At 74.0% G+C, this 19,291-nt stretch carries 24 protein-coding genes; 6 read left to right on the forward strand and 18 right to left on the reverse strand.

All coding sequences use genetic code 11. The features are described 5' to 3' along the window. Nucleotides 1–125: 125 nt before the first annotated feature. From trpC to hisI, 6 genes are all read right to left on the reverse strand, one after another. A complete protein-coding gene (gene trpC, locus WDV06_RS30530; RefSeq protein ID WP_045950211.1) occupies nucleotides 126–935 on the reverse strand; it encodes an indole-3-glycerol phosphate synthase TrpC in 810 nt (269 codons plus the stop codon). A gap of 182 nt (nucleotides 936–1,117) precedes the next feature. Next, the gene (locus WDV06_RS30535; RefSeq protein ID WP_395513042.1) at nucleotides 1,118–1,618 is read right to left on the reverse strand and encodes a DUF2752 domain-containing protein; all 501 of its coding nucleotides are present in this window, start codon (nucleotides 1,616–1,618) and stop codon (nucleotides 1,118–1,120) included. 53 nt (nucleotides 1,619–1,671) lie between these two features. Further along, nucleotides 1,672–1,923: an HGxxPAAW family protein gene (locus WDV06_RS30540; RefSeq protein WP_395513043.1), complete on the reverse strand. Its 252-nt coding sequence runs from the start codon at nucleotides 1,921–1,923 to the stop codon at nucleotides 1,672–1,674. A 144-nt stretch (nucleotides 1,924–2,067) separates the two neighbouring features. Next, entirely contained in the window at nucleotides 2,068–2,703 is a 636-nt protein-coding gene (locus WDV06_RS30545; RefSeq protein ID WP_358896962.1) for a TIGR02234 family membrane protein, read from the reverse strand. 14 nt (nucleotides 2,704–2,717) lie between these two features. After that, nucleotides 2,718–4,208 carry an anthranilate synthase component I gene (locus WDV06_RS30550; RefSeq protein ID WP_395513044.1) on the reverse strand — a complete coding sequence of 497 codons (1,491 nt, stop codon included), beginning with the start codon at nucleotides 4,206–4,208 and terminating at the stop codon, nucleotides 2,718–2,720. A gap of 19 nt (nucleotides 4,209–4,227) precedes the next feature. Beyond that, nucleotides 4,228–4,593 carry a phosphoribosyl-AMP cyclohydrolase gene (gene hisI / locus WDV06_RS30555; RefSeq protein WP_395513045.1) on the reverse strand — a complete coding sequence of 122 codons (366 nt, stop codon included), beginning with the start codon at nucleotides 4,591–4,593 and terminating at the stop codon, nucleotides 4,228–4,230. Nucleotides 4,594–4,677: 84 nt separating this feature from the next. Between hisI and WDV06_RS30560 the strand changes: the two genes are divergently transcribed. Both WDV06_RS30560 and WDV06_RS30565 read left to right on the forward strand, forming a co-directional pair. Continuing rightward, on the forward strand, nucleotides 4,678–5,310 hold the full coding sequence (locus WDV06_RS30560) for a TIGR03085 family metal-binding protein (RefSeq protein ID WP_395513046.1): 633 nt from the start codon (nucleotides 4,678–4,680) through the stop codon (nucleotides 5,308–5,310). Nucleotides 5,311–5,467: 157 nt separating this feature from the next. Further along, nucleotides 5,468–5,902 carry a hypothetical protein gene (locus WDV06_RS30565; RefSeq protein ID WP_395513047.1) on the forward strand — a complete coding sequence of 145 codons (435 nt, stop codon included), beginning with the start codon at nucleotides 5,468–5,470 and terminating at the stop codon, nucleotides 5,900–5,902. A 72-nt stretch (nucleotides 5,903–5,974) separates the two neighbouring features. On the opposite strand, the gene hisF is transcribed toward WDV06_RS30565, so the two are convergent. The 8 genes from hisF to hisD are packed head-to-tail and all read right to left on the reverse strand — an operon-like array spanning nucleotide 5,975 to nucleotide 11,703. Beyond that, nucleotides 5,975–6,730 (reverse strand): imidazole glycerol phosphate synthase subunit HisF, encoded by a 756-nt coding sequence (gene hisF, locus WDV06_RS30570; RefSeq protein ID WP_395513048.1) that lies wholly within the window; start codon nucleotides 6,728–6,730, stop codon nucleotides 5,975–5,977. After that, nucleotides 6,727–7,119: a RidA family protein gene (locus WDV06_RS30575; RefSeq protein WP_395513049.1), complete on the reverse strand. Its 393-nt coding sequence runs from the start codon at nucleotides 7,117–7,119 to the stop codon at nucleotides 6,727–6,729. Before WDV06_RS30575 ends, hisF begins: the two co-directional genes overlap by 4 nt. Then, the gene (priA, locus tag WDV06_RS30580) at nucleotides 7,116–7,847 is read right to left on the reverse strand and encodes a bifunctional 1-(5-phosphoribosyl)-5-((5-phosphoribosylamino)methylideneamino)imidazole-4-carboxamide isomerase/phosphoribosylanthranilate isomerase PriA (protein WP_395513050.1); all 732 of its coding nucleotides are present in this window, start codon (nucleotides 7,845–7,847) and stop codon (nucleotides 7,116–7,118) included. Before priA ends, WDV06_RS30575 begins: the two co-directional genes overlap by 4 nt. Beyond that, a complete protein-coding gene (hisH, locus tag WDV06_RS30585; protein ID WP_395513051.1) occupies nucleotides 7,847–8,488 on the reverse strand; it encodes an imidazole glycerol phosphate synthase subunit HisH in 642 nt (213 codons plus the stop codon). The genes priA and hisH overlap by 1 nt, the downstream gene beginning before the upstream one ends. Beyond that, nucleotides 8,485–8,652: a hypothetical protein gene (locus WDV06_RS30590; RefSeq protein ID WP_395513052.1), complete on the reverse strand. Its 168-nt coding sequence runs from the start codon at nucleotides 8,650–8,652 to the stop codon at nucleotides 8,485–8,487. Before WDV06_RS30590 ends, hisH begins: the two co-directional genes overlap by 4 nt. 2 nt (nucleotides 8,653–8,654) lie before the next feature. After that, entirely contained in the window at nucleotides 8,655–9,248 is a 594-nt protein-coding gene (gene hisB, locus WDV06_RS30595) for an imidazoleglycerol-phosphate dehydratase HisB (protein WP_079426023.1), read from the reverse strand. Then, the gene (locus WDV06_RS30600) at nucleotides 9,245–10,357 is read right to left on the reverse strand and encodes a histidinol-phosphate transaminase (protein WP_395513053.1); all 1,113 of its coding nucleotides are present in this window, start codon (nucleotides 10,355–10,357) and stop codon (nucleotides 9,245–9,247) included. Before WDV06_RS30600 ends, hisB begins: the two co-directional genes overlap by 4 nt. Continuing rightward, nucleotides 10,354–11,703 carry a histidinol dehydrogenase gene (hisD, locus tag WDV06_RS30605; protein WP_395513054.1) on the reverse strand — a complete coding sequence of 450 codons (1,350 nt, stop codon included), beginning with the start codon at nucleotides 11,701–11,703 and terminating at the stop codon, nucleotides 10,354–10,356. The genes WDV06_RS30600 and hisD overlap by 4 nt, the downstream gene beginning before the upstream one ends. Nucleotides 11,704–11,825: 122 nt before the next feature. Here hisD and WDV06_RS30610 point away from each other — a divergent pair, with 122 nt between their 5' ends. Genes WDV06_RS30610 through ybaK form a run of 3 tightly spaced genes read left to right on the forward strand, consistent with a single transcriptional unit; the run spans nucleotide 11,826 to nucleotide 14,705 of the window. Then, nucleotides 11,826–13,427, forward strand: coding sequence for an oxidoreductase (locus WDV06_RS30610; RefSeq protein ID WP_395513055.1), 1,602 nt, complete (start codon nucleotides 11,826–11,828; stop codon nucleotides 13,425–13,427). A 34-nt stretch (nucleotides 13,428–13,461) separates the two neighbouring features. Next, nucleotides 13,462–14,202, forward strand: a complete 741-nt coding sequence (locus tag WDV06_RS30615) for an LON peptidase substrate-binding domain-containing protein (protein WP_395513056.1) — start codon at nucleotides 13,462–13,464, stop codon at nucleotides 14,200–14,202. 8 nt (nucleotides 14,203–14,210) lie between these two features. Continuing rightward, a complete protein-coding gene (gene ybaK / locus WDV06_RS30620) occupies nucleotides 14,211–14,705 on the forward strand; it encodes a Cys-tRNA(Pro) deacylase (protein ID WP_395513057.1) in 495 nt (164 codons plus the stop codon). A gap of 271 nt (nucleotides 14,706–14,976) precedes the next feature. On the opposite strand, the gene WDV06_RS30625 is transcribed toward ybaK, so the two are convergent. The 4 genes from WDV06_RS30625 to WDV06_RS30640 are packed head-to-tail and all read right to left on the reverse strand — an operon-like array spanning nucleotide 14,977 to nucleotide 18,772. Continuing rightward, entirely contained in the window at nucleotides 14,977–15,609 is a 633-nt protein-coding gene (locus WDV06_RS30625; RefSeq protein ID WP_395513058.1) for a hypothetical protein, read from the reverse strand. 34 nt (nucleotides 15,610–15,643) lie between these two features. After that, nucleotides 15,644–16,420: an ABC transporter permease gene (locus WDV06_RS30630; protein ID WP_395513059.1), complete on the reverse strand. Its 777-nt coding sequence runs from the start codon at nucleotides 16,418–16,420 to the stop codon at nucleotides 15,644–15,646. Further along, nucleotides 16,417–17,454, reverse strand: coding sequence for an ABC transporter ATP-binding protein (locus tag WDV06_RS30635; protein WP_395513060.1), 1,038 nt, complete (start codon nucleotides 17,452–17,454; stop codon nucleotides 16,417–16,419). Before WDV06_RS30635 ends, WDV06_RS30630 begins: the two co-directional genes overlap by 4 nt. 28 nt (nucleotides 17,455–17,482) lie before the next feature. Then, nucleotides 17,483–18,772 carry an NYN domain-containing protein gene (locus WDV06_RS30640; protein ID WP_395513061.1) on the reverse strand — a complete coding sequence of 430 codons (1,290 nt, stop codon included), beginning with the start codon at nucleotides 18,770–18,772 and terminating at the stop codon, nucleotides 17,483–17,485. 212 nt (nucleotides 18,773–18,984) lie between these two features. Here WDV06_RS30640 and WDV06_RS30645 point away from each other — a divergent pair, with 212 nt between their 5' ends. Then, nucleotides 18,985–19,152, forward strand: coding sequence for a hypothetical protein (locus WDV06_RS30645; protein ID WP_395513062.1), 168 nt, complete (start codon nucleotides 18,985–18,987; stop codon nucleotides 19,150–19,152). The last annotated feature ends 139 nt before the right edge of the window (nucleotides 19,153–19,291 follow it).

Here is a 19,291-nt window from a genome sequence, read left to right on the forward strand (position 1 = left end):
GGGGGGGGCGCGGCAGCCGCGGGGGCGGCAGCCGCGCGCCAGCGGCGCGTGCGCCGTCTGCACGCCGGCCGGGCCGTGGCCCGGGCGGGTGCTGACGGAGGGGCGGGAGGGGGCCATGGGAGTGGTCAGCTCCGCCCGTGCCGCAGGGCGGGGTGGGCGCCGGCGGCGACCAGGTCGGCCACGGCCGCCTTCGGGTCGCGGCCGGTGACCAGGGACTCTCCGACGAGGACGGCGTCGGCGCCCTCGTTGGCGTAGGCGATCAGGTCGTGGGGTCCACGGATACCGGACTCGGCGACCTTCACGATGTGCGGCGGGATCTCTCCGACGACGCGCTCGAAGGTGGAGCGGTCGACCTTGAGGTCCTTCAGGTTGCGCGCGTTGACGCCGATGATCTTGGCACCGGCGGCGACGGCCCGCTCGATCTCCTCCTCGTCGTGGACCTCGACGAGCGGGGTGAGCCCGATGGACTCCGCCCGCTCGATGAGGGAGACGAGGGCTTCCTGGTCCAGCGCCGCCACGATCAGCAGTACGAGGTCGGCGCCGTAGGCGCGGGCCTCCCACAGCTGGTACGCCGTGACGATGAAGTCCTTGCGCAGGATCGGGATGTCGACGCGGGCGCGGACGGCCTCCAGGTCGGCCAGGGAGCCGCCGAAACGACGCTGCTCGGTGAGGACGGAGATGACCGCCGCACCGCCCGCCTCGTAGTCGGCGGCGAGCCCGGCCGGGTCGGCGATCGCGGCCAGCGCGCCCTTGGAGGGGCTGGAGCGCTTGACCTCACAGATCACCTTGACGCCGTCGCCGCGCAGGGCCGCGACGCCGTCCTTGGCCTGGGGCGCCTTGGCGGCACGCTCCTTGAGCTCGTCGAGGCTGACGCGCGCCTGCCGTTCGGCAAGGTCTTCGCGGACCCCTTCGATGATCTCGTCGAGCACACTCACGCGAGCGGCCCCCTTCCGGGTCGATGACGTTCGGCCGCCTTGCGGACACGTACTACTGCAAGGTCAGCACTCAAATGGTATCCGCAGGTCTGCGCCGTCTCCGCACGGACTCCGGGGTTTCCCAGGGTCTGGACATATGGAATAAGAGGTTCCTATGGCCCATCCCTCGAAACCGCCCGAGTTCAGGGGGCCAAAGCGGATCCGATCGGCAGGTTCCGGACAATCGAAAATCCCAGCACCGAAACACCGATCAGCCACCACCAGACCGGTTTCAAGACGATCCGCGGCACCGGACCGCCGCGGAAGGCCCGAAGGAGCCACAGCGCCGTGAAGGCCGCGAAGACCAGGTAGCCGACGACCGCCACGGCGTTGTCGCCGAGGGCCGTGGCCAGGTCCCCGCGCGCGAAGGCGTGCGCACTGCGCAGCCCGCCGCAGCCGGGGCACAGGACGCCCGTCAGCCGGAACAGCGGGCAGACCGGGTAGTGGCCGGGCTCGTTGGGGTCGACCGCGCCCACGTACGCGAAGGCGGCCACGGCCCCGGCCAGGGTGAGCGCCGGAGCGGCCAGCCGGCGCGCCCGGGAGGCCCCCGCGGGGGCCGGGGCGGTCACCGGGGGCCGCCGGGGCGGCGCGGCCGGACCGGGGGGAGTACTGGAGGCTTCCACCCGCTGATTCTCTCCGCTCATGACGGAAGGCGCAGCCCTGCCGGGCTGCGCCTTCCGTACGCCGGGGGCCTGGCTCAGGCCTTCGCGGCGAGCTGCCTGGCGGCGATGACCTCGGCGAGGTCCTCGTGGGCCGGCTTCGGCATGCCCATGCCCGCGGCCTTCATCGCGAGGCCGACGACACCGCCGAGCGCGACGACGCCCATGCCCACCCAGAACCCGACCGGGTTCGCGATCACCATGAAGGCGCCGGCGACGCAGAAACCGATGAAGGAAATGACGACACCGGTCCAGGCGGCCGGGGTGTGTCCGTGGCTCGTGCCCGCCATGAGTTGCTCCTCGTTGATCTGTCGGGCGTGACGTCTCGCACGCTCGATGTCATTGTCCCGCACGCGGCGTGCGGAGTCCCCGGCGGGTGGCCCGTCCCGGGGCGGGGTGTGCGCCGGGCGGGGCGCCCGGCGCGGAAGGCGGCCTCAGCCGGTGGGGTCCTCCCCCCGGTCCAGGGCCTTCCACAGGTCCTCGGGCCGGTCGGGGTCCACCGCCGCGGGCGTACGCCGGCGGGGGCTGCCGTCCCGTTCGTAGCGGCCCCCCATCGCGGGCCAGCTCCGGCCGAAGCGCAGCGCCAGCAGCCCGGCGAGCAGGATCAGGGCCGCTCCCGCGGCCGTGATGTAGGGCCAGGCCGTGTGGCTGAGCTCCACCACCCGTGCGGCGGTGTCGGCGGTCGCCACGGCGGCCCGCTCGTCCAGCGCCCGGCGGTCGTCGGCGGCGGCCACGGCCGACAGCGCGGCGCCCAGACCGCTCAGCGCGAGCAGCGCCGAGACCAGCAGCCGCCCCCGGCCCCGGACCGCGAACACCGCGACGAGGGCGGCGAGGCCGACGATGGCCAGGGCCGCGGGCAGACCGGTGACGGCCCGCCCGTCGGCGGTCAGCGGGAGCGAACCGCCCCCGACGGCGGCGCTGCCCCGGGCCCAGACGCGGCCGGAGGCGAGCAGGACGACGGTGGCGCCGAGCGCGCCGAGCAGCAGGGCGACGGCCACCGTGCGGCGGCCGGCCCCGCTCTCGGGGGCGTCGGCGTTCGGGGACAGGGGTACGGCACTCACGTACCCCACTATCCCCTACGCCCTCAGCCGCGGTGGAGGCGGTTCGCCGCTCCGACCGCGCGGAGCACCGCGGCGGCCTTGTTGCGGCACTCCAGGTCCTCCAGCTCGGGCACCGAGTCGGCGACCACGCCGGCCCCGGCCTGCACGTACGCCGTGCCGTCGCGCAGCAGGGCCGTACGGATGGCGATGGCCGTGTCGGAGTCCCCGGCGAAGTCCAGGTAGCCGACGCAGCCGCCGTACAGGCCGCGGCGGGAGGGCTCCAGCTCCTCGATGATCTGCATGGCGCGCGGCTTGGGCGCGCCGGAGAGGGTGCCCGCGGGGAAGCAGGCGGTGAGCACGTCGAAGGCGGTCTTCCCCTCCGCGACCCGTCCGGTGACGGTGGAGACGATGTGCATGACGTGCGAGTACCGCTCGATCGACATGAAGTCGACGACCTCCACCGAGCCCGGCTCGCAGACCCGGCCGAGGTCGTTGCGGCCGAGGTCGACGAGCATCAGGTGCTCGGCGCGCTCCTTGGGGTCGGCCAGCAGTTCCTCGGCGAGGTCGTTGTCCTCCTGCGGGGTGGCGCCGCGGTGGCGGGTGCCGGCGATGGGGTGGACCATGGCCCGGCCGTCCTCGACCTTCACCAGTGCCTCGGGGCTGGAGCCGACCACGTCGAAGCCGTTCTCGAAGCGGAAGAGGTACATGTACGGGGACGGGTTGGTGGCCCGCAGGACCCGGTACACGTCCAGCGCGGAGGCCTCGCAAGGGGTCTCGAACCGCTGCGAGGGAACCACCTGGAAGGCCTCTCCGGCCCGGATGCGCTCCTTGACGTCCTCGACGGCGGCCTGGTACTTCTCCCCGCCCCACAGCGCGTCGAAGGGCGGCAGTTCGGACTCGGGCAGCGCGGCGGGCGCGTACGGGGCGGGGCGCGCCAGGTCGGCCTCCATGGCGTCGAGGCGGGCCACGGCGTCCGCGTAGGCCTCGTCCACGCCGGTGTCGAGGTCGTTGTGGTTGATGGCGTTGGCGATGAGCTGGACGGTGCCGTCCCAGTGGTCGAGGACCGCCAGGTCGGAGGTGAGCAGCATGGTGAGCTCGGGGAGCTTCAGGTCGTCCTCGGTGTGGTCGCCGATGCGCTCCAGGCGGCGGACGATGTCGTAGCCCAGGTAGCCGACCATGCCACCGGTGAAGGGCGGCATGCCGCCCGCCAGGTCCCTCGGGGTGTGGAGGGCCTGGACGGTGGCGCGCAGGGCCTCCAGGGGGTCGCCGGAGGTGGGGACGCCGACGGGCGGGGTGCCGATCCAGTGGGCCTGCCCGTCCCGGACGGTGAGGGTCGAGTCGCTGCGCACGCCGACGAAGGAGTAGCGGGACCAGGAGCGGCCGTTCTCGGCGGATTCCAGCAGGAAGGTGCCGGGGCGCTCGGCGGCCAGCTTCCGGTAGAGCCCGACCGGGGTGTCACCGTCGGCGAGCAGCCGGCGGCTGACGGGGATGACACGGCGGTCCGCCGCGAGCTTGCGGAAGGTCTCAAGATCCATGGGGTGGGACCCTAACTGGCTAGTCGGCGTCGCTGAGCAGGACATCGGCGTCGAAGCAGGTGCGCGCGCCGGTGTGGCAGGCGGCCCCGACCTGGTCGACCCTGACGAGCACGGTGTCGGCGTCGCAGTCGAGGGCGACGGACTTCACGTGCTGGTAGTGGCCGGAGGTGTCGCCCTTGACCCAGTACTCCTGGCGGCTGCGGGACCAATAGGTGCAGCGGCCGGTGGTGAGGGTGCGGTGCAGGGCCTCGTCGTCCATCCAGCCGAGCATGAGCACCTCTCCGGTGTCGTACTGCTGGGCGATGGCCGGGACCAGGCCGTCCGCTGAGCGCTTGAGGCGGGCGGCGACGGCGGGGTCGAGGGGGGACGTACTCATGGGGCCCATTGTGCCGCGCCGCGGTGCCCCTCATTGATCTCCGTCCGCCTGATGGGCAGCCGCGGAGCGGGTTCCGGTCGTAGGCTGGCCGGTATGTCTACCCATGCGAAGCGCGAACGCCTGCTCCTGGCCGATCTGTTGGAGGCGGCCGGGCCGCAGGCCCCGACGCTGTGCGAAGGCTGGACCTGCCGGGACCTGGCCGCGCACGTGGTGGTCCGCGAGCGCAGGCCGGACGCCGCCGGGGGCCTGCTGCTGAAGGTCCTCAAGGAGCGCCTGGACCGGGCGATGGCCGAGTACACGGCGAAGCCGTACGAGGAACTGGTCCAGCTCATCCGGACCGGCCCGCCGCGGCTGTCGGTGTACGCGCTCAAGCAGGTCGACGAGGCTGCGAACGCGGTGGAGTTCTACGTGCACGCGGAGGACGTGCGGCGGGCGCAGCCGGACTGGTCGCCGCGGGCGCTGGACCCGGTGTTCTCGGACGCGCTCTGGTCCCGGCTGGAGAGGCTGGCCCGGCTGACGGGGCGGCGTTCGCCGGTGGGCCTGGTGCTGCGCCGCCCGGACGGGCGTACGGCGGTGGCGCACAAGGGGCTGCCGGTGGTGACGGTGACCGGCGAACCGGGTGAGCTGACCCTGTTCTGCTTCGGCCGCCAGGCCGCCGCCGAGGTGGACCTGGAGGGCGAGAAGGAGGCCGTGTCCCGCCTGACGGTGGCCCAGCTGGGCATCTGAGCCCCGCCCCGCAGGGGGGTGCCCGGTATACCGCCGGGCCGGTGAAATCGGGCATGGCGGGGCCTGCGAAAAGGTTTCCGCTGCCCGCCCCGTCCCTACGCTCCGTCACGGATACCGACCGATTCGGTGTCGTCACCGTGGAAGGAACGGAACCCCCATGCGTCTTCGCACCACCGCCGCCGCCCTCGCCGGAGCGCTCGCGCTGGTCCTCCCCGCCGGAGCCCAGGCGTTCGCCGACGACGGCAAGGCCCTGAACTACGTGTACGTGGACCAGAACAACACCGAGAAGAACGGCCAGCTCAAGGACATGGGCGCGGACAAATGCCATGCCCTGCCCTCCGCCGCGTCGGAGGTCGTCGAAGCGGTGAACGAGACCGACTCGGTGGCCCTGATCTTCGAGGAGGCGGACTGCGGCGGCGCCCCGGTCGCCACGCTCCAGCCGGGTGAGAAGGCCGGCGACTTCCACGCCGCCTCGGTGGTCTTCCAGCAGGCCCACCGGGAAGACCAGCAGCAGGCGGACAAGCAGCAGGGCGACAAGCAGCAGAAGCAGGAGCAGCAGGACGACTTCGACTCCGTCGACGACTTCCGCTGAGCCCGCCGGACGGACGGGGGCACCCGGGGTCGGTTCCCCGGGTGCCCCCGTCCGGTACGTGCGCGCCGGCGGTCAGCGGACCGGGTGGCCGGCCTCGCGCAGCGCCGTCTTGACCTCGGAGATCCGCAGGTCGCCGAAGTGGAACACGGACGCCGCGAGCACCGCGTCGGCGCCCGCCGCGATGGCGGGCGGGAAGTGCTCCAGCTTCCCGGCGCCGCCGGAGGCGATCACCGGGACGGTGACGTGCTTGCGGACGGCGGCGATCATCTCGGTGTCGTAGCCGTCCTTGGTGCCGTCGGCGTCCATCGAGTTGAGCAGGATCTCCCCGGCGCCCAGCTCGGCCGCGCGGTGCGCCCACTCGACGGCGTCGATGCCGGTCCCCCGGCGGCCCCCGTGGGTGGTGACCTCGAAGGAACCGGTCCCGGTGCGGCGGGCGTCGACCGACAGCACCAGCACCTGGCGGCCGAAGCGCTCGGCGATCTCCTGGATGAGCTCGGGGCGGGCGATGGCGGCCGTGTTCACGCCCACCTTGTCCGCGCCGGCCCGCAGCAGCTTGTCCACGTCCTCGGCGGTGCGCACGCCGCCGCCGACCGTGAGCGGGATGAAGACCTGCTCGGCGGTGCGCCGGACCACGTCGTAGGTGGTCTCGCGGTTGCCGGAGGAGGCGGTGATGTCGAGGAAGGTCAGCTCGTCGGCGCCCTCGGCGTCGTACAGCTTGGCCATCTCCACCGGGTCGCCGGCGTCGCGCAGGTTCTGGAAGTTGACGCCCTTGACGACGCGGCCGTTGTCCACGTCCAGGCAGGGGATCACCCGTACGGCGAGGGTCATCGCGTGACCTCCTTGAAGGCCTCGACCTCCACCTCGACGACCATGTTCGGGTCGACGAAGCCATTGACGATGATCATGGAGGCGGCGGGGCGGACGGCGTCGAAGAGGGTCTTGTGGGCGCGGCCCACCTCGTCGACGTCACGGGCGTGGGTGAGGTACAGGCGGGTGCGGACCACGTGCTCGGGGCCCATCCCGGCCTCGGCGAGCGCCTTGAAGGCGACCTCGAAGGCCTTGACCGTCTGGTCGTACGGGCCGCCCGCGTCGGCGGCCGTGCAGCCGGAGACGAGGACCAGGCCGGTGGGCAGGGCGACGGCGCGGGAGTAGCCGATCACGTCCTCGTACGGGCCGCCGGAGGAGATCCGGCGGACCCCGGGGTCGGGTGAGCTCATGCGCGGACCGCCTCCAGGGCCTCTTCCAGGGTGAAGGCCTTGGCGTACAGGGCCTTGCCGACGATGGCGCCCTCGACGCCCAGCGGGACCAGCTCGGACAGGGCCCGCAGGTCGTCCAGGGAGGAGACGCCGCCGGAGGCGACGACGGGCCGGTCGGTGGCGGCGCAGACGTTCCTCAGCAGCTCCAGGTTGGGGCCGGTGAGGGTGCCGTCCTTGCCGATGTCGGTGACGACGTAGCGGGCGCAGCCCTCGGAGTCCAGGCGGGCCAGGGTCTCGTAGAGGTCGCCGCCCTCGCTGGTCCAGCCGCGGCCCTTGAGGGTGGTGCCGCGCACGTCCAGGCCGATGGCGATCCGGTCGCCGTGCTCGGCGATGGCCTTGGCGGCCCACTCGGGGGTCTCCAGGGCGGCGGTGCCGAGGTTGACGCGGGTGCAGCCGGTGGCGAGGGCCGCGGCGAGCGTGGCGTCGTCGCGGATGCCGCCGGACAGCTCGACCTTGATGTCCATGGCGCGGGTGATCTCGGCGACCAGGGAGCGGTTGTCGCCGGTGCCGAAGGCGGCGTCCAGGTCGACGAGGTGCAGCCACTCGGCGCCGGAGGCCTGCCAGGCGAGGGCCGCCTCCAGCGGGGAGCCGTAGGAGGTCTCGCTGCCGGAGACGCCGTGCACGAGGCGTACGGCCTGGCCGTCGCGGACGTCGACCGCGGGGAGGAGTTCGAGCGTGGGTGCGGTCATCACAGGGTCTCGATCCAGTTGGTGAGGAGCTGGGCGCCGGCGTCGCCGGACTTCTCGGGGTGGAACTGGGTGGCCCACAGGGCCCCGTTCTCCACCGCCGCGACGAAGCGCTCGCCGTGCGTGGCCCAGGTGACCCTGGGGCCCCTGATCCTGGGGTTGGTGACCTCCAGGGTCCAGTCGTGGGCCGCGTAGGAGTGGACGAAGTAGAAGCGGGCGTCAGCGTCCAGGCCGGCGAAGGCCTGGCTGTCGGCGGGTGCCTCGACGGTGTTCCAGCCCATGTGGGGGACGACGGGGGCCTTCAGCGGGCCGACCGTGCCGGGCCACTCGTCCAGGCCCTCGGTCTCCACGCCGTGCTCGATGCCGCGCTCGAAGAGGATCTGCATGCCGACGCAGATGCCCATGACGGGGCGGCCCCCGGAGAGCCGGCGGCCGATGATCCAGTCGCCGCGGGCGTCCTTGAGGCCCTGCATGCAGGCGGAGTACGCGCCCACGCCGGGCACCAGGAGGCCGTCGGCGTCCATGGCCTTGTCGTAGTCGCGGGTGATCTCGACGTCCGCGCCGACGCGCGCGAGGGCGCGCTCGGCGGAGCGGACGTTGCCGAAGCCGTAGTCGAAGACCACGACGTTCTTCGTTGCGGTCATGCCCAGAGTCCTTGGATTCGCAGGATCCCCGCGGCCAGGCACATGCCGGAGCCGAGGGCGAGCAGAACGATCACCGACTTGGGCATCTTCTGCTTCTGGAAGGAGTAGACGCCCCCGGCCAGGAACAGGCCGAGGACGATCAGGACGGTGTTGAGCCCGTTCACGTCTAGAGGGCGCCCTTCGTGGAGGGCAGGATGCCGGCCGCGCGCGGGTCGAACTCGGACGCGTAGCGCAGGGCGCGGGCCAGCGCCTTGAACTGGCACTCCACGATGTGGTGGGCGTTGCGGCCGTACGGGACGTGGACGTGCAGGGCGATCTGGGCCTGCGCGACGAAGGACTCCAGGATGTGCCGGGTCATCGTCGTGTCGTACTCGCCGATCATCGGCGCCATGTTCTCGGGCTCGGTGTGCACGAGGTAGGGGCGGCCGGAGAGGTCGACGGTGACCTGGGCGAGGGACTCGTCCAGGGGGACGGTGCAGTTGCCGAAGCGGTAGATGCCGACCTTGTCGCCAAGGGCCTGCTTGAAGGCGGCGCCCAGCGCGAGGGCGGTGTCCTCGATCGTGTGGTGGCTGTCGATGTGCAGGTCGCCGTCCGTCTTGACCGTGAGGTCGAAGAGGCCGTGGCGGCCGAGCTGGTCGAGCATGTGGTCGTAGAAGCCGACGCCCGTCGAGACGTCGACCCGTCCGGTGCCGTCGAGGTTTATCTCGACCAGAACCGAGGTCTCCTTCGTGGTGCGCTCGACCCGTCCGATGCGGCTCATGCCTGCTGCTCCTTCTTGAGTGCGCGAACCGCTTCCAGGAACGCGTCGTTCTCGGCCGGGGTGCCCGCGGTGACCCGCAGCCGGCCCGGTACGCCGTTGTCCCGGACCAGGACACCCTGGTCGAGGATCTTCTGCCAGGCGGTGTGGGAGTCCTCGAACTTCCCGAACTGGATGAAGTTCGCGTCGGACTCGGTGACCTCGTAGCCGAGGGCTCGCAGCTCGGTGACGAGGCGGTCCCGCTCGGCCTTGAGCTGCTCGACGTAGCCGAGCAGGGTGTCGGTGTGCTCCAGGGCGGCCAGCGCGGTCGCCTGGGTGACGGCGGACAGGTGGTACGGCAGGCGCACCAGCTGGACGGCGTCGACCACGGCGGGGTGCGCGGCGAGGTAGCCCAGGCGCAGGCCGGCGGCGCCGAAGGCCTTCGACATGGTCCGGGAGACCACCAGGTGGGGGCGGCCCTCGATCAGCGGGAGGAGCGAGTCGCGGTGGCTGAACTCCACGTACGCCTCGTCGACGACCACCAGGGACGGCTTGGCCGCCTGGGCGGCCTCGTAGAGGGCGAGGACCGTCTCCGCCTCGACCGCGGTGCCGGTGGGGTTGTTGGGCGAGGTGATGAAGACGACGTCGGGGGCGTGTTCGGCGATGGCCCGCTCGGCGGCCTCCACGTCGATGGTGAAGTCCTCCCGGCGGGGGCCGGAGATCCAGCCGGTGCCGGTGCCCCGGGCGATCAGGGCGTGCATCGAGTACGAGGGCTCGAAGCCGATCGCCGTGCGCCCCGGGCCGCCGAAGGTCTGGAGGAGCTGCTGGAGGACCTCGTTGGAGCCGTTGGCGGCCCAGACGTTCTCCAGGGCGACCGGGTGCTTGCCGGTGCGGGTGAGGTACTTCGCGAGCTCCGTGCGCAGCTCGACCGCGTCCCGGTCGGGGTAGCGGTTGAGGGTGCGGGCGGCGTCGGCGACGCGCTCGGCGATGCGCCGGACCAGCGGCTCGGGGAGCTCGTAGGGGTTCTCGTTGGTGTTCAGCTGGACGGGGACGTCCAGCTGGGGGGCGCCGTAGGGGGTCTTGCCGCGGAGCTCGTCGCGGATGGGGAGGTCGTCGATGCCGATGGTGCTCACTGGCCGGGGACCTTCCATCCGCTGGGCCGGTCCTGTTCGCCTCCGGCAAAACGGGCCTTGATGGCCGCGCCGTGCGCGGGCAGGTCCTCGGCCTCGGCGAGGGTCACCACGTGGTGGGCCACGTCCGCGAGGGCGTCGCGGGTGTAGTCGACGATGTGGATGCCGCGCAGGAAGGACTGCACCGACAGGCCCGAGGAGTGGCAGGCGCAGCCGCCGGTGGGCAGGACGTGGTTGGACCCGGCGCAGTAGTCGCCGAGGGAGACCGGCGCCCAGGGGCCGACGAAGACCGCACCGGCGTTGCGGACGCGGGCGGCCCAGGCGGCGGCGTCGGCGGTCTGGATCTCCAGGTGCTCGGCGCCGTACGCGTCGACGACCTTCAGGCCCGCCTCCAGGTCGTCGACCAGGACGATCGCCGACTGCTTGCCGGCGAGGGCGGGCTTGATCCGGTCCTCGACGTGCTTGGTCGCGGCGACCTGGGGCTCCAGCTCCTTCTGCACGGCGTCCGCGAGCTCGGCAGAGTCCGTGACGAGCACGGCGGCGGCCAGCGGGTCGTGCTCGGCCTGGCTGATCAGGTCGGCGGCGACGTGCACCGGGTCGGCCGTGGAGTCGGCGAGGACGGCGATCTCGGTCGGGCCGGCCTCGGTGTCGATGCCGATCTTCCCGGTGAAGTAGCGCTTGGCGGCGGCGACCCAGATGTTGCCGGGGCCGGTGACCATGTTGGCGGGGGCGCACTCGTCGGTGCCGTACGCGAACATCGCGACGGCCTGGGCGCCGCCGGCCGCGTACACCTCGTCCACGCCGAGCAGCGCGCACGCGGCCAGGATGGTCGGGTGCGGCAGCCCGCCGAACTCCTTCTGCGGCGGTGAGGCCAGCGCGACGGACTCGACGCCTGCCTCCTGGGCGGGGACGACGTTCATGACCACGGACGAGGGGTACACGGACCGGCCGCCGGGCGCGTACAGGCCGACGCGCTCGACCGGAACCCACTTCTCGGTCACGGTGCCGCCGGGGACCACCTGGGTGGTGTGCTCGGCGCGGCGCTGGTTGCGGTGGACGATCCGGGCCCGCCGGATGGACTCCTCCAGGGCGGCGCGGACGGCCGGGTCCAGCTGCTCCAGGGCGGCCGTGAGGGCCTCCGCGGGCACCCGGACCTGCGTGAGCTCGACCCCGTCGAACTTCCGCGCGTACTCGATCAGCGCCGCCGTGCCACGATGATGGACGTCCTCGCAGATGGGCCGCACCTTCTCCAGGGCGGCTTCCACGTCGAACTCGGCACGGGGCAGCAGATCGCGCAGGGCGCCACCCTCGGGGAGGGCGTCACCGCGCAGGTCGATACGAGAGATCACCCCCCAATTCTCTCAGACCGGCTCCCACCACCGTCCGCCCGTATCACTGGCTGATACACGCCCCGGACGTCACGGCCTGCCTCTAGCGTTCCCGTACACGGAGATGACGGCGGGGGGCTGCCATGGCAGAAGCGCACGCACGGGTGCACGCGGACGGGCGTCCGGACGACCTGACCGGGCCCGAGGGGCTCATGTGGGAGGCCTTCCGCGCGGGCACCGTCTGCGACCTGGGCGACCGTTCCGCCGAACGGGACGACCCGCACGGGGACCGGCCGTGGGGGCCCGAGCGGCGGGTACGGGCGGAAGTGGTGGCCCTCCTGCTGCTCGCCGGGCCGCCGCCGCTGCCCGGCCGGGTCGGCTGTCTGAAGCTGCGGGGCGCGCAGATCACCGGCCGCCTCGACCTCTCCGGCGGCACGGTCGCCCCGTACGTGGAGATCCGCTCCTGCCGCTTCGACGGCGAGATCCAGCTCTCGGAGACGCGCTTCGGCACCCTGCGGCTCGACAACTGCGCGGTTCCCCGGCTGGAGGGGGCGCGCCTGCACACCGAAGGCGACCTGCACCTGGCGCGCTGCCGGGTGGCGCGCGGGATCCGGCTGACCGACGCACAGATCGGCACCGACCTGCTGATCAGCAGCTCCGTCGTGCAGCGCGACGGACGCGGGCGGGCCATCGCCGCGGACGGGCTGGTGGTGGCCCAGGACTTCCAGGCCGAGCTGGTGGAGACGAACGGCGAGGTCAGCCTGCGCGGGGCCCGGGTCGGCGCCTCGATGAGCCTGCGCGGGGCCCGGCTGCGCAACCCGTACGGCAGGCGGGCCCTGAACGCGCCGACCCTCACCGTCGAGCGCACCCTCTACCTGACCTCCGCCGCCCTGGGGTCGGCGTCCGGGGACCCGGGGCGCCCGTACGACTGGAGCCGGACCCCGACCCGGGGCGTGCCGACGCGGCCGTTCGAGTGCCGGGGCGGGCTGCGCCTGGACGACGGCCGGTTCGGGGACTCCGTCGACTTCTACTCCGCCCGCTTCGAGCTCCAGCCGGACCAGGAGCTCTCGCTGCGGCGGATCCAGACCCCCGAGCTGCGGTTCGTCGGGGACGCCCCGGAGCAGGGCCGGGTGGTGCTGTCCGGGGCGAAGGTGGTGCGGCTGGTGGACCGCTCCACGAGCTGGCCGGGCCCGGGCCGGCTGTCCATGGAGGGCTTCTCCTACGAGACCCTCGCACCGCGGGGGCACTTCCCGCTGGAGCGCCGGCTGGAATGGGTGGGGGCGGCCAGCCCCGACTACTCTCCGGAGCCGTACGAGCGGCTCGCCGCCGTCCTGCGGGCCCGCGGGGAGGACGCGGACGCCCGCGAGGTGCTGCTGGCCAAGGAGCGGCGCCGGCGGGCCACGCTGTCCCCGGCCGGGCGGGCCTGGGGGTACCTCCAGGACTGGACGGTGCTCTACGGGTACCGGCCGGGGCGGGCCGCGCTGTGGATGGCGGTGCTGTGGGCGGCGGGCACCCTGCTGTTCCTGCGGCACCGCCCGGAGCCGCTCAAGGCGGACGAGCACCCCGTCTGGAACGCCCCCCTGTACGCGCTCGACCTCCTCCTGCCGGTGATCGACCTCGGCCAGGAGGGGCAGTGGAAGACGGAGGGCGTCTGGCAGTGGGGGTCGGCGGCGCTGGTCCTGCTGGGGTGGATCCTGGCCACGACGGTGGCCGCGGGCGCGTCCCGCCTGCTGCGGCGGGGGTGACGGCCCGGCCGCCGCGGCCACTACCCTGTGGGTCGTGACCACCGTTCGCCTGCCCCTCTTCCCCCTGAACTCGGTGCTGTTCCCCGGCCTCGTGCTGCCGCTGAACGTCTTCGAGGAGCGGTATCGCGCCATGATGCGCGAGCTGCTGAAGCTCGGTGAGGACGAGCCGCGCCGGTTCGCCGTCGTCGCGATCCGCGACGGCCGCGAGGTGGCGCCGACCGCGCCCGGGCTGCCCGACCCGACGTCCGTGCCCGAGAAGGGCCCGGCGGCGGGGTTCGGCGCGGACCCGATCCAGGCGTTCCACCGGGTGGGCTGCATCGCGGACGCGGCGACGATCCGCGAGCGGGAGGACGGCAGCTTCGAGGTCCTCGCCACCGGTACGACCCGGGTGCGGCTGCTGTCGGTGGACGCCTCGGGCCCCTTCCTCGTCGCCGAGCTGGAGGAGCTCCCCGAGGACGCCGGGGACGGGGCGGGCGCCCTGTCCGAGGGCGTCCTGCGGGCCTTCCGCAGCTACCAGAAGCGGCTGGCCGGGGCGCGGGAGCGGTCCCTGGCGTCGGCGCCGGACCTGCCGGACGAGCCGTCGGTGGTGTCGTACCTGGTGGCGGCCGCGGCCGTGCTGGACATCCCGTCGAAGCAGCGGCTGCTCCAGGCGCCGGACACCGCGACGCGGCTGGCGGAGGAGCTGAAGCTGCTGCGCACCGAGACGGCGGTGATCCGCCACCTGCCGTCCCTCCCGGCGGTGGAACTGACCCGAGCCCCGACGAGCCCGAACTGAGGCCGGCCATGGCCAAGAAGAAGCAGCAGGCGGCGGGCACGCCCGCCATCACCTCCCTGACCGCGTCCGGTGTCGCGTTCACCACCCACGCCTACGAGCACGACCCGGCGCACCCCTCCTACGGGGAGGAGGCGGCCGAGGCCCTCGGGGTCTCCCCGGAGCAGGTGTTCAAGACCCTGGTCGCGGAGGTGGACGGCGCCCTCACGGTGGCGGTGGTCCCGGTCTCGGGCTCCCTGGACCTGAAGGCCCTCGCCGCTGCGGTGGGCGGCAAGCGGGCGGCGATGGCGGACCCGGCGCTGGCGGAGCGGACGACGGGGTACGTGCGGGGCGGCATCTCGCCGCTGGGCCAGCGCCGCCGTCTGCCGACGGTGCTCGACGCCTCGGCCTCCGGCCACCCCACGATCTGCGTCTCGGCGGGCCGCCGCGGCCTGGAGGTCGAACTGGCCCCCGCCGCGCTGGCGACCCTCACCGGGGCGGTCCTCGCCCCGATCGCCCGCCCGTAACGCCTCCCGCCGCGCGGGGCCCCCGGGGCTCCGCCCCGGACCCCGCGCCTCAAACGCCGGCGAGGCTGCATACGGCGCGGCACGCCGACCCCTGCGTCCGCAAGCCCGCGCTGGACGCCGACGGCTGGATTCCGCGCAGCGAAACTCCGGCCCGCGCGGCGTTCGAGCGCACGGGCGCGGAGCGCGCTTACGGGGTCCGGGGCGGAGCCACGGGGAACGGAGAAAGGGCGGGGCGGGGAGACGGCCCCGCGCAGCGGCCCCGCGGCCGGCGTCAGCCCTGCGGCGGCCGCGCGTCCGCGTGGACGTGCGGCGGGGGGTAGGTGCCCTCCGGCGGAGCGTCCGGGGCCGGGTCCCGGGGCCCGAAGGCCGCCGTCAGGCACAGGTGCACGAAGGCGGCGGCCATCGGCCACCCCAGCAGCACCCCGTACGCCAGCAACTGCATCGGCGCGTCGAACGGCACCCCCTGGCCCGCCTTGGCCGCCGCGGCGGCGATGTCGGAGCCGGGTCCGAGCCACAGCCCCATCCGCCAGCCCAGCAGCGCGGCGAAGCACGCCCCGACCGTGAGGCCGACCACCAGCGCGACGCCCCCGCGCCGCCGCCACAGGAAGACGGCGAGCGCGCTCAGCGCCCCCAGCCCCAGCGACAGCAGGAAGAAGGTTCCGTCGGCGCCGATCCGCGACTCGCCCTCGGTGTTCTTCAGGAAGACGGCCGGGCCGTTGGCCACGTACTGGACGCGCGGCGCCAGCCACACCCACAGCAGCGCGAGGAGCGCCCCGGACACGCCCACCAGCAGGGCGACGGCGGCCCCGTCGCGGATGTCCGCCGGGGTGACGGCGGGCTCCTGGTCGGGGAGGCCGTCGGACGGCGGAGGCGGCGGCAGCGGCGGGGTCACGGCGTCGGTCACCCCCACATCGTGCCAGGTGGTGCCGGCGGCCGCGTCAGCGGACCGCCGCCCGCCGGTACGCCCACGTGGCGACGGCCAGGGAGAGGACACCCACCGCCGCGCACACGCCGAGGTCGGCGACGACCGCCGCCCAGTCCGGGTGCGGGGCGAAGGTCCGCGCGAACGCCTCCACCCCGTACGTGGAGGGCAGCAGGTCCCGCGCCCACGCGATCGGCTCCGGCATCCGTTCCGCCGGCAGCACCCCCAGCAGCAGCGCCGCCGACATGCCCAGCTGCCCGGCCAGCGTGGCGAGCTCCTGCCGGGGCGCCAGGAGGCCCAGCGCCGCGCCGAGCCCGGCCAGCGCGGCCCCGGCCAGCGGCACCACCGCGGCCAGGATCCACAGCCCGCCCATCGGCAGCCCGAACAGCACGCACCCGAACACGGCCGTCACCAGCGTGCCCGGCAGGGTGAAGGAGGCGTACGCGGCGGCCGCGCCCAGCACCACGGAGGCGGGCGGCACCGGGAGGGTGGCGTAGTGGTCGAGCCCGCCGCCGGCCCGGAGCTGGCCGAAGTACTGGGCCAGGAGGTTGAGCGCGACGAAGGCGACGACCAGCACCGAGGAGCCGGCCACGACCGCCCGGGCCTCGGAGCCGCCGTCGACCACGCCCCGCATCAGGATCATGATCCCGACGGACTGGAAGGTCGCCACGAAGAGCAGCGGTATGCGGGCCACCCGGGCCCGGGACAGCTGGGCCCGGTAGACGGCGGCGAGGGCGGGGAACAGCCGGGCCCGGGGGGCCAGGACGGCGGCGGGGGCGGCAGCGGTGGTCACGACTTGACCAGACCCTTCATCCGGCCGCCCAGCGCGAGGTAGACGTCCTCCAGGCTCGGCGTGGCCAACGTGAAATCGTCGAGGGCGGCGAAGGCCGGTCCGCCGGTGACGGCGGCGACGGCGGCGCGGGCCTCGTCCTGGCCCAGCCGCAGCACCCAGCGGCGCCCGGACTCGGCGGCGAGCGGCGCCAGCGCGGCGACCTCGGGGGCCTCCAGCGGCGGGGCGGTGCGCCAGACCAGCTCCAGGCGGACCTCGTCGGAGACCCTCGCCTTGAGCCCGGCCGGGGTGTCGCAGGCGATGACCCTGCCCTGGTCGATGACGGCGACCCGGTCGAGGACGGTCTCCGCCTCGATGACGTTGTGGGTGACGAGCAGCACCGTGGCGCCGTGCCGGTCGCGGCGCCGGTCCACGGCCGCCCAGACGGCGCGCCGGGCGACGGGGTCCATCCCGGTGGTGGGCTCGTCGAGGACGAGCACGGGCCGCTCCCCCACGAGCGCCGCGGCGAAGCAGGCGAGCCGCCGCTGGCCGCCGGAGAGCTTCTTGAGGGGGCGGCCGGCGATCGCGGTGAGCCCGAGTTCCTCCAGCACCTCGTCGCGGGCGGTCCGTGCGGCCCGGGCGTGGAGTCCGCGCAGCCGGCCGGTGGTCTCGGCGGCGAGGGCGACGGTGAGCTCGTCGAGGGCGGTGGACTCCTGGCCGAGGTAGGCCAGGAGGCGCGAGGCCCGCTCGGGGTGGCGTACGAGGTCGTGGCCGAGCAGGGTCACGGAGCCCGCGTCGGGGCGCAGCAGACCGGTCAGCTGGCGGACCAGGGTGGACTTGCCGGCGCCGTTGGGGCCGAGGAGTCCGAAGATCTCGCCGCGCCGGACGTCGAGGGAGATGCCGTCGGTGGCGCGGGTCTCGGGCAGGGCGGGCGCGCCGCGCCGGCCGCGTACCGCGGGATAGGTCTTGACGAGGTCACGCACCGCGCAGACCACCGCGGAAGCCGCCCCTGCGGCCTCGGCCGTGGTGTGCCCTGCCTGTGCTGTGCCCGTACTCACGAGGGAGCAGCCTACGCGGCTTCCGCCCCTACTCGGCCGCCGGGGTCATCGGGGCCGCGGATGCGGAGGCTGCCGCTCCGCCCACGTGCTCGGCCGCGGCGCGTACGTCGATCTCCCTCCAGAACCCGGCGCGGATGGCGTAGCGGTCGTGCTCGTCGATCTGGTCGTCCTTGTGCGCGAGGAGTCCGAAGCGGGCGGCGTAGCGCAGCAGCTCGCCGTCGATCCGGTGCGGGACGCGGGGGTACATGGTGGCGAGCTTCTGCAGGTGGGCGTTGTCCGGGAGGCGTTCCATCCAGCGGCGGGCGAAGACCTGGCCGACCTCGAAGGGGTCGCCGCCGACGGTGGTGATGTCCTCCTCGCGGTCGGCCCAGCGCTGTTCGGCGCTGGTGAGCTGGGCGAGGGTGGGCAGGGAGGCGGTCTCGGCGGGTTCGCCGAGGGGACCCGGGCGGTCGATCCAGCCCTTGTCGGAGGACCAGCGCAGGGCGCTGCCCGCCGGGGTGGGGGCGTTGTGGCCGTGGGCCGCGGCGGCGGGGCCCGGGCCGGGGGCGCGCAGGGCGGCGAGGTCCTTGGGGGTGGGGACGGAGGGCTTGGGGCCTTCGGTGGCGGGGGCGGGTACGGCCGCTCCGTTGGAGGGGGGTTCGGGGGCGGCCGGGGTGCCGTTGCGGGCGGCCTCGGCGAGGGCGGCCTCGGGCAGCGGGGCCGAGAGGATGGCGGCGATCTCGGGGCGCGGCGCGGGCGGCGGGGCGCAGAGTCCGGCGAGGTCGCGGGCGCGGACGGCGCGGGTGATCCAGGTCCGGTCGAGGACGCGGCGTTCGTCGGCCTCGGCGACGAGGTCCTCGGACTGGTTGTAGTCCCCGTCGGCGGCCTGGACGGCCCACAGGTGGACGGCGACCCCGTGTTCCTTGGCGGACATCAGGCCGGGCAGCAGGTCGCCGTCGCCGGTGACGAGGACCACGTCGGAGCAGGCCCGGTTGCGGGCGAGTTCGGTGAGCTCGGCGTGCATGGCGGCGTCGACGCCCTTCTGGGCCCAGCGGCCGTCGCTGCGGGTCAGGGCGCCCAGGCGGACGGTCACGCGGGGCATGACGCGCAGCCGGCGGTGCTCGGGCTGGGGCACCCGGTCGGGGGCGCCGTCGAACCAGTAGATCCGCAGCAGGGGCTGCTGGGTGTCGGCCTCGGCGCGCTCGCGCAGGCCCTGGATGAGGGCCGAGTGGTCGACGGTGATGCGGGAGCGCGAGGGTTCTCCAGCGAGGAGGCTCGCGGCCGCGCCCAGCAGGTATCCGGCATCCACCAGGACGACGCAGCGGTCCACGCGTTCCACCCTCTTCCGTGGGGGTCCTCGACAGGTTTTCCCCGAGTCTGCCCGACCGCAAGGACGTTGACGGCCGGAACTGGATCACCGGCGTGGCGTATCTCGCGGAAGACCCGGCGGCGGACACCGCTACGCACGGCAATGATCCAAAATGCGCGCTTTGTTGCGGTGTGTGAGGGTGAAGGCGGCCCTGGCCCCTACACCCCCCACGGAGGCATTCCATGGCCAAGAACAAGAACCAGAAGCAGCCGGCGAAGCAGCAGGCACGCTCGGGCGGGCAGGACATGCCCAAGGGCTCGACGGAGACCTCCGGCGACCGCCCCTCGCAGTCGCCCAGTCCGCTGGACATGGCCCACAAGAGCAAGTCGAAGCGCTTCGGCCACAACTGACGCCTCCGCGCGAGCGGTGAGGGCGAAGGGGGCCCGCCCCCCCCCCCGCCCGGGGGGCCGGGGGGGCGCGGGCGTGCCGGTACCTGGGGGCCCCCCCGCAGCGGCGTCGGGGGCCCCCCCCCCACGGGGGTGGTCCCGG

The organism is Streptomyces racemochromogenes (assembly GCF_044129415.1).
GTDB classification, from domain to species: domain Bacteria; phylum Actinomycetota; class Actinomycetes; order Streptomycetales; family Streptomycetaceae; genus Streptomyces; species Streptomyces racemochromogenes_A.

Excerpts from the sequence above, each read along its gene's own strand:
- ybaK (WP_395513057.1), top strand. The coding sequence starts at position 14,211 with ATGGCCAAGAAGAAGCAGCAGGCGGCGGGCACGCCCGCCATCACCTCC.
- WDV06_RS30560 (WP_395513046.1), top strand. The coding sequence starts at position 4,678 with ATGTCTACCCATGCGAAGCGCGAACGCCTGCTCCTGGCCGATCTGTTG.
- hisF (WP_395513048.1), bottom strand. The coding sequence starts at position 6,730 with ATGACCCTCGCCGTACGGGTGATCCCCTGCCTGGACGTGGACAACGGC.
- hisH (WP_395513051.1), bottom strand. The coding sequence starts at position 8,488 with ATGACCGCAACGAAGAACGTCGTGGTCTTCGACTACGGCTTCGGCAAC.
- WDV06_RS30550 (WP_395513044.1), bottom strand. The coding sequence starts at position 4,208 with ATGGATCTTGAGACCTTCCGCAAGCTCGCGGCGGACCGCCGTGTCATC.
- WDV06_RS30535 (WP_395513042.1), bottom strand. The coding sequence starts at position 1,618 with ATGAGCGGAGAGAATCAGCGGGTGGAAGCCTCCAGTACTCCCCCCGGT.
- hisB (WP_079426023.1), bottom strand. The coding sequence starts at position 9,248 with ATGAGCCGCATCGGACGGGTCGAGCGCACCACGAAGGAGACCTCGGTT.
- WDV06_RS30645 (WP_395513062.1), top strand. The coding sequence starts at position 18,985 with ATGGCCAAGAACAAGAACCAGAAGCAGCCGGCGAAGCAGCAGGCACGC.
- WDV06_RS30610 (WP_395513055.1), top strand. The coding sequence starts at position 11,826 with ATGGCAGAAGCGCACGCACGGGTGCACGCGGACGGGCGTCCGGACGAC.
- WDV06_RS30565 (WP_395513047.1), top strand. The coding sequence starts at position 5,468 with ATGCGTCTTCGCACCACCGCCGCCGCCCTCGCCGGAGCGCTCGCGCTG.
- WDV06_RS30575 (WP_395513049.1), bottom strand. The coding sequence starts at position 7,119 with ATGAGCTCACCCGACCCCGGGGTCCGCCGGATCTCCTCCGGCGGCCCG.
- priA (WP_395513050.1), bottom strand. The coding sequence starts at position 7,847 with ATGACCGCACCCACGCTCGAACTCCTCCCCGCGGTCGACGTCCGCGAC.
- hisI (WP_395513045.1), bottom strand. The coding sequence starts at position 4,593 with ATGGGCCCCATGAGTACGTCCCCCCTCGACCCCGCCGTCGCCGCCCGC.
- WDV06_RS30540 (WP_395513043.1), bottom strand. The coding sequence starts at position 1,923 with ATGGCGGGCACGAGCCACGGACACACCCCGGCCGCCTGGACCGGTGTC.